The organism is Niabella pedocola, assembly GCF_021044425.1.
GTDB classification, from domain to species: Bacteria; Bacteroidota; Bacteroidia; order Chitinophagales; family Chitinophagaceae; genus Niabella; species Niabella pedocola.
Genome location: NZ_JAJNEC010000005.1, coordinates 2,014,289 through 2,028,218, shown reverse-complemented (window position 1 = coordinate 2,028,218; position 13,930 = coordinate 2,014,289). Strand labels below are relative to the sequence as shown.

Below are 13,930 nucleotides of genomic sequence, written 5' to 3'. Positions count from 1 at the left end.
AAAGAACTATGAGTAACCGTTATGTTGCAATAATGGCGGGGGGAATCGGAAGCAGGTTCTGGCCCAAAAGCCGGACAAACTATCCCAAACAGTTTCTGGATATATTAAATACCGGCAAAACGCTGATCCAGTCTACGTTTGCCCGGTATAATAAAATTGTACCGGCCGAAAATATTTTTGTAGTAACCTCTGAAGAATATAAAGATATTGTAACGCACCAGTTACCGGATCTTCCGGCAGCGAATATCGTAACGGAGCCTTTCCGGAAAAACACCGCGCCCTGTATCGCCTATATCGCCTTTAAAATTCAGAAAAAGGATCCGGAAGCGATCATGATCGCCGCCCCTTCGGATAATTTAATACTGGAAGATGAAGCGTTTAATGACACGGTGGAAAATGCATTGAAATTCGTAGAATCCGTGAATGCACTGGTAACCCTGGGTATTAAACCCCGGAATCCGAATACGGGATACGGGTATATACAGCATGAAACCATTGAAGCGGCTCCGGGTATTTATAAGGTTAAGACCTTTACAGAAAAGCCCAACCTGGAGCTGGCGAAAGTGTTTGTAAAGAGCGGGGATTTTTTATGGAATTCGGGTATCTTTACCTGGAAAGTGAAAAACGTTATTGCCGCGTTTGAAAAACACCTGCCGGAGATCCATGAAGTGTTTGCGGCCTATCAGGAGCAATTCAATACGCCGGAAGAAGCCAAGGTGATCCAGGAGATTTATGCGCAATGCTCCAATATTTCCATCGATTTTGGAATTATGGAAAAGGCATCAAATGTTTATGTAATACCGGCCTCTTTTACCTGGAGTGACCTGGGTACCTGGAAGAGCGCCTTTGAGAACATGAGCAAGGACTATTTTGATAATGCGGTTGTGGGCCAGAATGTAATGGTATACGATACGCATAACTGTATGATCCATGTGCCTGGCGGAAAGCTGGTGGTGCTGCAGGGGCTCGAAGATTTTATTGTGGCGGATACGGAAGATGTACTGCTGATCTGCAAAAAGGACCAGGAACAGGAGATCAAAAATTATGTTGCAGATGTAAAGCGAAACAAGGACGAAAAATATCTATAACATGCTCTCGCAATACCCCGTTCAGTCCATTCTTTTCCTGGACATAGAAACTGTGCCGCAGTATGCTTCTTTTAGTGAGGTACCGGAAGCCTGGAAGCATTTGTGGGAACGGAAGGCCGGCACCCTTTTACGGAACCGGGAGGAAGAAACGCCTGAAAGCATATATGAGCGGGCAGGTATTTATGCCGAGTTTGGTAAGATTGTTTGCATTAGCTGCGGTGTTGTGCAGGGGAGCACCGGCCAGCGGAAAATGATCATGAAGTCCTTTTACGGAAATGATGAAAAGCAGCTGTTGCAGTCTTTTTCGGAAATGCTGCAGAAATTCTCCGCAAATGAGCAAAAATATCTTTGCGCCCACAACGGGAAGGAATTTGACTTTCCTTACCTGTGCCGCAGGATGCTGATCAATGGTGTTTCCATTCCCTTGCTTTTGAACACTGCCGGGAAGAAGCCCTGGGAGGTAAATCACCTGGATACGATGGAGCTTTGGAAATTTGGCGACTTTAAAAGTTATACCACGCTGAACCTGTTGGCCCATGCTCTGGGGGTACCTACTCCAAAAGATGATATCGACGGAAGCATGGTAGCGGATGTTTTTTATAAGGAGCAGCAAATTGAGCGCATTGTAACCTATTGCCAGAAAGATGTGGTTACGGTGGCACAGATTTTTTTGAGAATGAACGGCGAGCCGCTGATCAACGAACAGCATATTGAATACAAATAGCACGGTATGAATATCGAAGAGCTACGGGAATATTGTTTGCAGCAACCATTTGTAGAAGAGGGGTTTCCCTTTGGGCCGGAAACGCTTGTGTTTAAGGTAAACGGGAAAATATTCCTGCTGACCGGGCTGGATCATGATCCCCTGCAGTTTAACGTAAAATGCGATCCCGAAAAAGCCGAGGAGTTAAGAGAACAGTATACCTCTGTACTGCCGGGCTATCATATGAATAAAAAACACTGGAATACCATTGTTGTGGATGGATCGGTTTCCAACCGCCTGTTAAAAGAATGGATCACCGATTCGTATAACCTGGTAGCAAAGATCAGGAAGTAGTCCCCTGTGCTTTATGGAAAGCAAGGGCCGCTTCAAGCGTATGGCGGTCATTGCTTAAACGGGGTACTTTATGCTGTCCTCCCAATTTTCCCTGGTGATGCAACCATTCGATAAAAAAACCTTTGGGCAACGCATGTACGATGGGCATTTTTAAGGCGATATCTTTATGACGCTTGGCCTCATAATCGCTGTTGATCGATTGGAGTGCCGCATCGAGGCTTGTTATAAACGCTGCTATATTTTCCGGTGTTTTCTCAAATTCGATCAGCCACTCATGACCGCCATTGCCGGCATCGGAAAAATAAACCGGCGCGGCGGTATAATCATTTACGATAGCACCTGTTTCGGCACAGGCCATATGGATGGCCCTGTCTGTATTATCTATGATCACCTCTTCACCAAAGGCATTGATAAAATGCCGGACCCTGCCGGAAACAATGATCTTAAAGGGATCTTTTGATATAAAACGAATGGTATCGCCCAGCAGGTACCGCCAAAGTCCGCCATTGGTGCTGATCACCGGGGCATAGTTGGTATGCAGGTCTACATCCTTCAGGCCAATCGTTTGGGGCTGCGCGCTGCCGTATTCGCCCACAGGCATAAACTCCATAAAAATACCGTGATCGGTGAACAGCAGCATGCCTTCTTCTCCCGGAACCTCCTGTGCGGCAAAGAACCCCTCGCTGGCATTATAGGTTTCGAGATAGTGGATCTCTTTTCCTACGAGCTTTTTAAACTGCTCGCGGTAAGGCGTAAAGGAAACGCCTCCGTGCATATACAATTCAAGCCCCGGCCATACATCGGCGATGGTCGGTTTACCCGTGATTTCCAGGATCCGTTTAAAAAGCACCAGCGTCCAGGTAGGCACACCGCTTACGGACGTAACGTTTTCAGTAATAGCCTGCGCTGCTATTTTTTCAAGTTTGGTTTCCCAGTCCTCCATCAATGCAATACTGAGTTCGGGTGTCCGGAGCCAATGCCCCCAAAAGGGACTGTTTTGCAGCAACACCGCACTCAGGTCGCCAAACTGGGCTTCCTCATTTAACGCATTGATGTTATGGCTTCCGCCCAATACCAGGCCTTTTCCGGTAAGCATGGTACTATCGGGTTTAAACTGATAGTACATCGTCAGCACATCCTTTGCCGCTTTGTAGTGGCAGTCTTCCAGGCTTTCTTCGCTGATGGGAATGAACTTACTTTTATCGCCGCTGGTACCGCTGCTTTTTGCAAACCACACAATGGGTGAATTCCAGAGCAGGTTTTGTTCCCCGTTCATACAACGCTCTATATAAGGCTTGAGGTCGTTGTATTCATGGATGGGAACGGCTTTTTTAAAATCGCGGATATTATACAGGTTGCTGAAATGATATTTCCTTCCGAATTCCGTGTACTGAGCAGAGGTAACCAGGTTTTGCAACACCTCCCGTTGCGCATCCAGCGGGTGGCTGCGCCAACCATCAATACGCCATTGACGCATACGGGCAAGAGATGATATAGCCGGACTTAACAGGGGCATTTGCAGCTTGCAATATAGTCAGAAACTAAGAAAAAAGAACCGGGAATCTAAAAAGAGGTTCCCGGTCCCTTTTTGTTTTTCCGAACAGGATAGCGATCGCTTTCCCGGCGGTGTTCTATTTCCAGGCATTATTGTAAGCCGGTATCACCACATTTTCCATATTAAGCGTTCCTTTTAAAGAGTTAACCTGAACGGCCGCTTCAATATTATTCGGAAACAGTACATGAATGGTATAGCAGCCCCGGCCTTTTGGATCTGCCGCACTATTGGGGGGATATTTATCTTCAAAATAACCGCCGTGGTAATACGCCTTTCCGCTCTTAACATCGGGGGTACCACTCCAGCCCAATGCGCGGTCGTTCATTTTCTTTTTCCAGTGCTTGTTCAGAATGTCTTCCGTATACCTTAGGTGGGCCAGTATATTATTCTGCTCTTCTGCAGAAAGTCTCCAGCCTGCGCTGCCGGCATAGCGGGTCATATCGCCTTTGTTCCATCCCGGGTCCTGAGTCGTAAAATTATAATTCATGGTGGGATTTGTTTCGCCATCGGGCTTGGGATAGGTATAAGGAATGCCGCAGGGCGCAAATACTTTTTTGTTCACTTCATCGATATAATAATTGTTAATGGCGGTTTCCAGGGCTTTTTCGGTGGCTTCGGTGGGGAAGCTGACATATTGAAACTCCAGTAAATTCAGTTCAAGCGGATGACTGAGGTAGGCAATGGCGATCCTTAAAAAGGCATAATTAACATTTTGGTAGTCGTAACTTCCATGAAGATAAATACCCCCGTCCTCCACCTTTTTCTTTAAAGAAAAATAGTCCAGCCCGCTGGGTAACATACCCGTTTCATGGCGCAACAGCATTTCAAAACTGATGTCGTTAAAGCTCCAGGCCGGGCTTTTCCAGAACGAGGGCAGGTAGTCGATGAGCAGGGCCTTTTCGGAAAGTCCTTTATCCTGCAGCAGCCGCAGCAGGGTAAGTGCGGTAAAGGTTTTGCTGCAGCTGGCGAGATCCTGGCGCTTATTATAAGCGTGCGGTACGGCCTGTCCGGTGCGGGTATCCCAGGAGGCCACCGCCGCGCCGCCGGCGCCTTTTTTCTTTTGCTGGCCGTTTTGGGAAATACTGTAGCTGAACCCGACGGTTTTACCGGTCAGGGCATTTTTAATGTTTTGTTCAAACAGGTCCAGATCAAATTCCTGACCGGGGATTTTGATCGAATCCGGTTTTTTACAGGAGGCGATGCCCCCTGCCAGTAGCAGGATCAGTAGCGGTTTACATGCAAGTTGTTTCATCTTTTTTATTTTTAAACCGTAAAATTGAGGGCGTGAACAAGCAAAAGGAACGGGCGCTTAATGCGCGAAGGATCCGGCTTAACAAAAGAGCGTTTTTGTTTAACCGCGGGGCTGCCGGTGCATGAACCGCCGGCTTCAGCCTGGGCCGGCAACCGGCATTTTAAACTTGTGGAATGCCTGGCCCTGCACCGGTAAACGGAATCTGACCGGCGGTGCCGCTAAAATAATTGCAGCGGCAGCCTTTTGTTTCCAAATAAAGCAAACATGTCCTAAATTTACCGGAATGAAAAAACGATTTTGCTTTTATATACTGGTGCTGTTGTTTACACAGACCGTAATGGGCCAGGACCAATTGATTCAATATGTAAATCCATTGATCGGAACGCGCAAAATGGGACATACGTTTCCGGGAGCTACGGTTCCTTTTGGTGCTGTACAGCTAAGTCCGGATACGGACACGCTTCCCTACGATGTAAACGGGAAGTATAATGCAGATGTTTATAAATATTGCGCCGGTTACCAGTATGATGATCCCACCATCGTGGGCTTTAGCCACACACATTTCAGCGGAACCGGTCATTCAGACCTGGGCGATTTCCTGATCATGCCTACCACCGGGCCGCTTCAGTTAAACCCCGGAACGGCAGCCAATCCCGAAACAGGGTACCGCAGCCGCTTTCGTCATGCTACCGAAACGGCGGAACCCAATTATTATAAAGTAAAGCTGGAGGACCATGATATCCTCGCGGAACTTACCACAACAACCCGTGTAGGGGTACATCAGTATACGTTTCCGCAGTCGGAAGACGCCCATATCATTCTTGACCTGATGCACGGGATTTATAACTATGCCGATAAAAATGTATGGACCTTTGTACGCGTGGAGAACGACACGCTCATTACCGGGTTTAAACAAACCAATGGCTGGGCACGCACCCGTACAGTATACTTTGCAATGGTTTTTTCAAAACCGTTCCGTTCTTATGGATTTGCCAATTTCAAAACCTATCCGTATAAAGGATTTTACAAACGGTTCGATCAGACAAAGAACTTCCCCGAAATGGCCGGCGAACAGATCCGTGCACATTTCGACTTTGGAACGGAGGCCGGTGAAAAGATCGGGATCCGGTTTGCACTTTCGCCCGTAAGTACCCGCAATGCCCTCGAAAATCTTTTGGCGGAAACCTCCGGACAGGATTTTGAAAGGATCAAAAAGAAAGGGCAGGATCAATGGAATGAAGAACTGGGCCGCATCAAAATAGAAGCCCTGAACAAGGAAGACCAGGTGAATTTTTATACGGCCATGTACCATGCCTTCTTAAGTCCAACAGTATACATGGATCAGAACCGGGAGTATAAGGGCCTCGATCAGAACGTGCACAAAGCAGAGGAATTTACAAACTATACCACCTTTTCGCTTTGGGACACCTACCGGGCGCTGCATCCCTTCTTTAATCTGGTGCAACCCAAACGGAACAACGACATGATCCGCAGCATGCTGGCACACCAGCAGCAAAGCGTACATAAAATGCTGCCGGTATGGAGCCATTACGCCAATGAAAACTGGTGTATGAGCGGTTACCACAGTGTTCCGGTAATTGCCGATGCCATTGTAAAAGGAACGGCAGATTTTGACGCCAACAAGGCATTGGATGCCTGCATTCAAACGGCCAATGTGCGGTATTATGACGGACTGGATGCTTACCTGCAAAAAGGCTATGTACCGGATGATGTGCGGCCCAATTCGGTTTCCACCACCATGGAATATGCTTTCGACGACTGGAGCCTGGCCCAGGCAGCAAAGAAACTGGGAAGGATGGATGTATATGACACGTTTATCAAACGTTCGCAAAACTGGAAGCAGGTATTTGATGCATCCATTGGGTACATGCGTCCGCGGCTTAGTGATGGAAGTTTCCGTAAAGAATTTGATGTGCTCTCTACACATGGGCAGGGCTTTATTGAGGGAAATGCCTGGAACTTCAGTTTGTTTGTACCCCAGGATCCGAAGGGAATGATTGCGGCGATGGGCGGTGAAAAACGGTTCCTACCCCACCTGGATTCCCTGTTTTCCATGCACCTGCCGGATAAGTTTTTTGAGGAAACGGAAGATATTACCCGCGACGGTATTATCGGTAACTATGTGCATGGGAACGAGCCATCGCATCACGTGGCCTACCTGTATAATTTTACCGGTCAGCCCTGGAAAACACAGGAGCGGGTGCGCATGATCCTGAAGAAACAATATCAACCGGCCGTTGATGGATTAGGCGGTAATGATGATTGCGGACAGATGAGCGCATGGTATATTTTCAGTACGCTTGGCTTTTATCCCTTTGCACCGGGCGCGGAAGACTACCAGCTGGGAAGTCCGGCCATAAAAAAAGCGGTGCTTACCCTTGAGAACGGAAAAACATTTACCATTGATGTAAAAAATCAAAGCGATAAAAATGTATATGTGTCAAAAGTGCTGTTGAATGGGCAAACCTTCAACGGGCTGTCGCTGAAGCACAGTGATATTTTAAGGGGAGGCGTATTACAGTTCATAATGGCACCCCGGCCGGCAAAATAGCCGGGAAAAGATATCGGGCGTAGACGCTTCAGGGAGGATCGGGGACCCGTGCGACCAGCATGCGTACTCGGCGACACGGTGTTGCCCTGTTGCCTGAAAGAGCGGCCACTAAAGAAAAGTGCGCTGCTCCAAGGCCGCTGTCAGCAGTTATTAAACAGGCAGTACGGTTACTTCTATCCCCCCTGCCCGCAGTTCATCTACAATATGCGGAGAGATATTGCTGTCGGTAATGATCTGTTCAATATCCTCCAGTCCGCAGATCTTACCAAATCCCCGTTTTCCAAATTTGCTGGAATCTGCCAGGACAATGGTTTTTCGTGAAGCAGCGATCATTTTGCGGTTGAGTTGCGCTTCCATCATATTGGTGGTGGTTAACCCAAATTCCATGTCGATGCCATCCACTCCAAGGAATAACTTGCTGCAGGAAAAGTCTTCCAGTATTTTTTCGGCATAGATACCGGTAACGGATGAGGAGGTTTTGCGCATAATGCCGCCCAGCTGGATCACTTCAATACCCGGGTGATGGGCAATTTCCATGGCTACATTCAGTGCGGCCGTAATGACCGTTACGTTTCCTTTTGGTTGAATGTATTTAGCGAAGTAGAAAACGGTGGTTCCGGAGGCGATGAGGATACAGTCATTCGGCTCGATTAATCCGGCTGCATATTGGCCTATTTTTTCCTTTTCGGTCGATTGCATTCGAACTTTTTCCACCACTGGCCGGTCACCGATATATGGATTGCTCAGCGTTGCCCCTCCGTGGGTACGGAAAAGCTGGTTTTTATCTTCAAGAAACTGCAAATCCTTTCGGATTGTTACGGATGAAACATCCAACTCCTGGCAAAGATCCAACACCTGTACCATTCCCTTTTTTTTAAGGGAATCCAGTATATGTTGATGACGTTCAACTAAGCTACTCATATATCCAAAAATAGCGATTCTGTTTTATTTGTAAAAGAAATAAAAGGAAAGCTTCACCTGCTTATTAATTTATTATTATTTTTTTCTTTTTTCAATATTAAATGTTATTATTGCTTTCGAAATCTTTTGTTTTCTTTTTAATTTTAAGGTTTCGAAAATAAAGACAACCGGAGGATACAATGAAGAGTGGAATTATCGATAGGGAACAGCTGTTAAAAAAGGCAACTACAGCCGGCGAATGGGATGTGGTAGTAATCGGTGGTGGCGCCTCCGGTTTGGGCATAGCCCTGGAATCGGTAACCCGTGGGTATAAAACGCTATTGTTGGAACAGTTTGATTTTGCAAAAGGAACTTCCAGCAGAAGTACCAAGCTGGTGCATGGTGGCGTGCGCTACCTGGCTCAAGGCGATATTGCCCTGGTTCGGGAAGCCAGCATCGAAAGGGGATTGCTGCAAAAGAACGCCCCCCACCTGGTAAAAAATCAAACCTTTGTGGTACCGGTTTATTCGTTCTGGGACCGGATCAAATATACGATTGGGCTAAAGGCCTATGACTGGATTGCCGGCCGGTTGTCCCTGGGTTCTTCCATATTTATCTCCCGTAAGAAAACACTGGAAGCCATTCCGGATGTAAAGGCAAAAGGACTGGTGGGCGGCGTATTGTATCATGATGGCCAGTTCGACGATTCGCGGCTGGCACTGAACCTGGCACAAACCATTATTGAACAGGGCGGCGTGGCGTTGAATTATATGAAGGTTACCGGATTGCAGAAAGACGGCAATCATCAGCCTTCCGGTGTTGTTGTGGAAGATACGGAACGTTCGGCCACCTACAGTATAAAGGCCAAGGCGGTAATTAATGCTACCGGTGTATTTGTAGATGATATTCTCCGGATGGATAACCCGGTTGCGTCAAAGAGCGTAGTGGCCAGTCAGGGTATTCACCTTGTATTAAGCCGTGAATTCTTTTCATCGTCTCATGCGTTGATGATTCCAAAAACTGCAGATGGACGGGTATTGTTTGCAGTGCCCTGGCATAATGAAGTAGTGGTAGGTACAACGGATACGCTTGTGGGTGCACCATCTGTAGAGCCGCGTCCGCTGGAAAAGGAAATAGAATTTATTCTTGAAACGGCAGGCGCCTACCTCGTAAAAAAGCCGACGCGCAAAGATGTGCTCAGTGTGTTTGCGGGGTTACGCCCACTGGCGGCACCCAAAGAAGGGGCACAAAAAACAAAAGAAATTTCCCGTAGCCATAAGATCATGATCTCTCCCAATGGCTTGTTTACCATCATCGGCGGAAAATGGACCACCTACCGGAAGATGGGCGAAGACATGCTGGACAATGTTGAAAAAAAGCTGGGATGGTCAAAGCGGACATCGCAAACGCCACACTTGCGGATCCATGGCTTTTTCACCGGCGTAGATTGGAATGATCCCTTTTATTTTTATGGCAGTGACGCGGCCTACATTAAAGAAAAGAGCAACGGGCACTGGATCAGTGAGCGGCTCCGGATCAATAAGGCTCAGGTAGAGTGGGCTGTTTCCAATGAAATGGCCCGTACGGTGGAAGATGTGCTGGCGCGCAGAACACGGGCGCTGCTGCTGGATGCGCGCGAAAGTATACGGATCAGTGGGGCGGTAGCCAACATCATGGCCCGGGCATTAGATAAAGATGAGCGCTGGGAAAAAGAAGAAACGGAACGATTTAACGGACTTGCACAGCAATATATCTTGCAATAACGATTAAAAGAATGCCATATGAGTCGATTGCATCATACGCTAACAGCCATGTTAGATTATGTTTTCGTTAACAACCATAGCGGCTGTTCAACGCATACCAATGGCGCTCTATATTTGGGCCCCCGTTGTGTTTTTTTAAGAGCACAAATCCATAAAAGAATCGGAAGCGCCCTGTTAAAAAAAGCAGGGCGGGGAAATTTTACAGATGGCCAGGTTTGGACATCGGTAGCATCAGGCAGCGGGTCCATCCATAAAACTGTTGCGTATTACCGACTACTGGCTGCATCTATTTATATATCAGGGATTGCGGTACCTGCTGCTTACGGAGTGCTCCGGATGCGGCAGGCAGGGCAGTGCAATGATCAGTCTCCGGCTGGTTCAGGTATATAATGTCTGTTGGGCAACAATCCGGGTTTATCCCGAAAGAAAAATAAAACATAATACTACAGGTATGATCGTTCAATCAACTATCCATCGGGTCCTGCGTTTAAAACCGCTACTTTTGGGTTTAACGCTGCTGCTGGCCCCGGTGCTTTTATTTGCACAAGGCAAAACGGTAAAAGGCATCGTTACATCAAAGGAAACGTCGGAGCCCATTGTCAATGCCACGGTGCTGATCAAAGGTTCTTCGAGGGGAACCACCACCAACGCACAGGGCCAGTATTCCATTGTTATAATGAACAATGAAGTATTGGTTTTTTCTGCGGTAGGGTATAAAGAGCAGCAACGTAAAGTAGAACAACAATCCACCATCAACATAGCGCTGGAAGGAGAAGGTAAACAGGAAGATGAAGTGGTGGTTACGGCGTTGGGCATTAAGCGACAGGAAAAATCCCTGGGGTATGCACTTACAAAAATCGACAGCACTCAGCTAACGGAAGCGGTATCTTCCAACTGGACGGATGCGCTTTCGGGAAAGGTTGCAGGGTTGAACCTGGTACGCTCCGGTTCTGGTCCGGCCGGTTCTAATAAGATCATCCTTCGCGGAGAGAACAATCTTACGGGCGAGAATGAAGCGCTGATCGTTGTGGATGGAGTGGTGATCAGCAGCGGTAGCGGACGGCGTTCTGCAAATCGATCCGATAACGTGTACGCTACCAACAGCGATAACCTGCCGGCGGATTACGGTAGCTCGCTGAATGATTTAAACCCACAGGATATCGAAAGCGTTTCGGTACTGAAGGGCCCGGCTGCTGCTGCCTTGTACGGGCAACGGGGTGCAAACGGCGCCATTATCATTACCACTAAGTCTTCTGCAGCAAAAAAGAAGGGCCGGATCAATGTACGGTTCTCTGCAAATGGTTCTATGGAGTCATTAAACCGGTCGCCCGATCTTCAATATGAATATGGCCAGGGTACCGGTGGAGCTAATTACTATTCCTACGGTGCGGGTGTGGACGGTGCCAGTACCAGCGGAACCAGTTCTGCTTACGGACCTAAATTTGACGGGCAATCTTTTTATCAATATGATCCCGTAACGCAAACCCGGGCCACTGAAAGAACGCCATGGATCCCGTATAATAATATTAATGACTTTTGGGATGTGGGTAAAAACCTCACCTATAACCTGGGTCTCGACGGAAAACTGGGTACCACGGCGTTCCGGGTAACCGGCGCGGTGCAGAATAACAAATGGATCGTTCCTAATACCGGGTTCGACCGGAAATCTGCAAGTTTGACAACCAACACCGATATTACCAAGAAACTGAAATTGTCTACCAAAGTAAACTATGGTTACAGAAGCAGTGATAACCTTCCGGCAGCGGGATACGGAAACCAGTCGCTGATGTACTGGTATATCTTCTGGCAGCCCAATGCTGATTTTAACTGGCTGCGCAATTACTGGATGGGTAGTCCGGGTAGCTCTTATAGCAGCGACAGTATGTACCGGAAGATGCGGTATCCGTTTAGTTCTTTTCCGCAAAATCCCTTTGCCATTGTCAATGAATATTTAAATAAGACCCGTAGAAATAATGTAACCGGTAATGTGCAGTTGAACTACCAGCTTACAAAAGAACTGAGCCTGATGGTGCGCGGAAACCTGGACTGGTCTATGGATAAACGGGAACAGGACCGGCCTTACGATGCCGGTACCCGGTTAACCAAGGGTTCAATACGGCTGCAGGATGTGTATTCCAGGGAGATCAGTTACGACTTTTTGGCCCGGTATAACAAAAGCCTGTCGAAGGATATAAAAATAGGCGTATCGGTGGGTGGAAGCCAGCTTAAGAATCAATATTATAAAAAAGATGTTCGGGCAGACGGATTGAAGTTCCCTGACTCGCTAAATGGTTCGCCTTATCCTGGTATATACAACCTGGATAGTAATCTGTATGGGTTGATTTATCTGCCGGATACCAGCCGGTATCAGATCAACAGCTTGTATGGTATTGTGAATTTCAGCTATAAAAATTACCTTTTTGCAGAATTAACCGGCAGGCAGGACTGGAACAGTGTGTTGGCCACCGCCAACAGAACGGATAATGTAGGCTTTTTCTATCCTTCCTTAAATACCAGTTTTGTACTGTCTGATTTTACAAAACTTCCGGATGCGATTAGTTATGCAAAACTCAGGGCCTCCATATCGCAGGTGGGAAGCGGTAGTACTACACCCTATCGGACAGCCTATACCTATCAGCTTGCAACAGTGGGCGGCGGCGGCCTTTTTCCCGACAGCGCGTTATCCAATCCCAGGGTGCTGCCTAATGAAAATCTGAAACCGCTAACCACCACAACCTTTGAGTTAGGAACGGAGGTGCAGTTATTTAAAAACCGGATAGGATTTGACCTGGCTGTTTATTGGGGAAATACCCGCAACCAGATCTTAACAAGAACCCTAGACCGGTCTTCGGGCTATGACTATGCGGTAATCAATGCCGGGCGGGTGAACAACCGGGGGCTGGAATTATCGGTGAACGGAAAACCCATTGTAAACAGGAATGGATTTGGCTGGGATGTGTTTGCCACTTTTGCCACCAATAAAAACAAGATCGTTTCCATGCCGGATAGCACCATTCTTCTGAGGTCCGGGCAAATAGCCAGCGGTCAGATCGTAGCCAGCATTGGAGGCAGTATGGGTGATTTATACGGACTGGGTTATCAGCGAAGCCCGGATGGTCAGGTAATCTTTGATCCTGCAACCGGCTTCCCGAAAATTACAAGCAATATTATTTTCTTAGGGAATACCACACCGAAATATAAAGCCAGTCTTGGTAACAATTTTAAATACCGGCAGTTTAGCTTAAAGGTGTTGTTTGACGCGCAGGCCGGGGCCGTGGCCTATTCCCTCACACATTATAAGATGATTGAGCAGGGAAAACTGAAGACCACGCTACCGGGCAGATATAACGGTATTATTGGTAACGGGGTACTGGAAGTACTCAATGATAAAGGTGAAGTTACCGGCTACCGGAAAAACGATGTGGTGGCAACGGATATCGATCAGTACTATCAATATAATATGGGCTCTTATAATGCAGAAGGAAGCACCTTCAAGACGGATTTTATCAAATTCCGTGAGGCGTCTATCTACTATGCCTTTAAGCCAAAGACCTTGAAACGGATTGGATTAAAATCCGCTTCTATTGGTGTGTATGGACGCGATCTGTTCATCTGGTCGCCCTGGCCCATCTTTGATCCGGAATTTGGTACACTTAGCGGAACAGATATCGTAACCGGGTTTGAAGTGGGACAGTTTCCCTCTACGCGTACGTTTGGTTTTAATTTAAATATTGGACTTTAAT

Annotated in this window: 9 protein-coding genes; 6 read left to right on the top strand and 3 right to left on the bottom strand. The window is 47.3% G+C overall.

Annotated features, from left to right (window positions below; all coding sequences use genetic code 11):
- The first annotated feature begins 8 nt into the window (after positions 1–8).
- Genes LQ567_RS15970 through LQ567_RS15960 form a run of 3 tightly spaced genes read left to right on the top strand, consistent with a single transcriptional unit; the run spans position 9 to position 2,145 of the window.
- Positions 9–1,088 (top strand): mannose-1-phosphate guanylyltransferase, encoded by a 1,080-nt coding sequence (locus tag LQ567_RS15970; protein ID WP_231005795.1) that lies wholly within the window; start codon positions 9–11, stop codon positions 1,086–1,088.
- A gap of 1 nt (position 1,089) precedes the next feature.
- Positions 1,090–1,812, top strand: coding sequence for a 3'-5' exonuclease (locus tag LQ567_RS15965; protein WP_231005793.1), 723 nt, complete (start codon positions 1,090–1,092; stop codon positions 1,810–1,812).
- Between the two features lie 6 nt (positions 1,813–1,818).
- Positions 1,819–2,145, top strand: a complete 327-nt coding sequence (locus tag LQ567_RS15960; RefSeq protein WP_231005791.1) for an MmcQ/YjbR family DNA-binding protein — start codon at positions 1,819–1,821, stop codon at positions 2,143–2,145.
- On the opposite strand, the gene LQ567_RS15955 is transcribed toward LQ567_RS15960, so the two are convergent.
- Positions 2,135–3,622 (bottom strand): GH3 auxin-responsive promoter family protein, encoded by a 1,488-nt coding sequence (locus tag LQ567_RS15955; RefSeq protein WP_231005784.1) that lies wholly within the window; start codon positions 3,620–3,622, stop codon positions 2,135–2,137. The two genes, LQ567_RS15960 and LQ567_RS15955, sit on opposite strands and share 11 nt — an antisense overlap.
- A gap of 154 nt (positions 3,623–3,776) precedes the next feature.
- Complete coding sequence (locus tag LQ567_RS15950) at positions 3,777–4,952, bottom strand: serine hydrolase (protein ID WP_231005782.1); 1,176 nt, start codon at positions 4,950–4,952, stop codon at positions 3,777–3,779.
- Positions 4,953–5,235: 283 nt separating this feature from the next.
- Here LQ567_RS15950 and LQ567_RS15945 point away from each other — a divergent pair, with 283 nt between their 5' ends.
- On the top strand, positions 5,236–7,524 hold the full coding sequence (locus LQ567_RS15945; protein ID WP_231005781.1) for a GH92 family glycosyl hydrolase: 2,289 nt from the start codon (positions 5,236–5,238) through the stop codon (positions 7,522–7,524).
- Positions 7,525–7,674: 150 nt separating this feature from the next.
- Here LQ567_RS15945 and LQ567_RS15940 read toward each other — a convergent pair whose 3' ends face one another.
- On the bottom strand, positions 7,675–8,445 hold the full coding sequence (locus tag LQ567_RS15940; protein WP_231005779.1) for a DeoR/GlpR family DNA-binding transcription regulator: 771 nt from the start codon (positions 8,443–8,445) through the stop codon (positions 7,675–7,677).
- Between the two features lie 179 nt (positions 8,446–8,624).
- Here LQ567_RS15940 and LQ567_RS15935 point away from each other — a divergent pair, with 179 nt between their 5' ends.
- Both LQ567_RS15935 and LQ567_RS15930 read left to right on the top strand, forming a co-directional pair.
- Positions 8,625–10,187, top strand: coding sequence for a glycerol-3-phosphate dehydrogenase/oxidase (locus tag LQ567_RS15935; RefSeq protein WP_231005778.1), 1,563 nt, complete (start codon positions 8,625–8,627; stop codon positions 10,185–10,187).
- Between the two features lie 502 nt (positions 10,188–10,689).
- Entirely contained in the window at positions 10,690–13,929 is a 3,240-nt protein-coding gene (locus LQ567_RS15930) for a SusC/RagA family TonB-linked outer membrane protein (RefSeq protein WP_231005776.1), read from the top strand.
- The last annotated feature ends 1 nt before the right edge of the window (position 13,930 follow it).

Bases quoted from the DNA above. Each gene is read 5' to 3' on its own strand.
- LQ567_RS15970 (WP_231005795.1), top strand. From the start codon at position 9: ATGAGTAACCGTTATGTTGCAATAATGGCGGGGGGAATCGGAAGCAGG.
- LQ567_RS15965 (WP_231005793.1), top strand. From the start codon at position 1,090: ATGCTCTCGCAATACCCCGTTCAGTCCATTCTTTTCCTGGACATAGAA.
- LQ567_RS15960 (WP_231005791.1), top strand. From the start codon at position 1,819: ATGAATATCGAAGAGCTACGGGAATATTGTTTGCAGCAACCATTTGTA.
- LQ567_RS15955 (WP_231005784.1), bottom strand. From the start codon at position 3,622: ATGCGTCAATGGCGTATTGATGGTTGGCGCAGCCACCCGCTGGATGCG.
- LQ567_RS15950 (WP_231005782.1), bottom strand. From the start codon at position 4,952: ATGAAACAACTTGCATGTAAACCGCTACTGATCCTGCTACTGGCAGGG.
- LQ567_RS15945 (WP_231005781.1), top strand. From the start codon at position 5,236: ATGAAAAAACGATTTTGCTTTTATATACTGGTGCTGTTGTTTACACAG.
- LQ567_RS15940 (WP_231005779.1), bottom strand. From the start codon at position 8,445: ATGAGTAGCTTAGTTGAACGTCATCAACATATACTGGATTCCCTTAAA.
- LQ567_RS15935 (WP_231005778.1), top strand. From the start codon at position 8,625: ATGAAGAGTGGAATTATCGATAGGGAACAGCTGTTAAAAAAGGCAACT.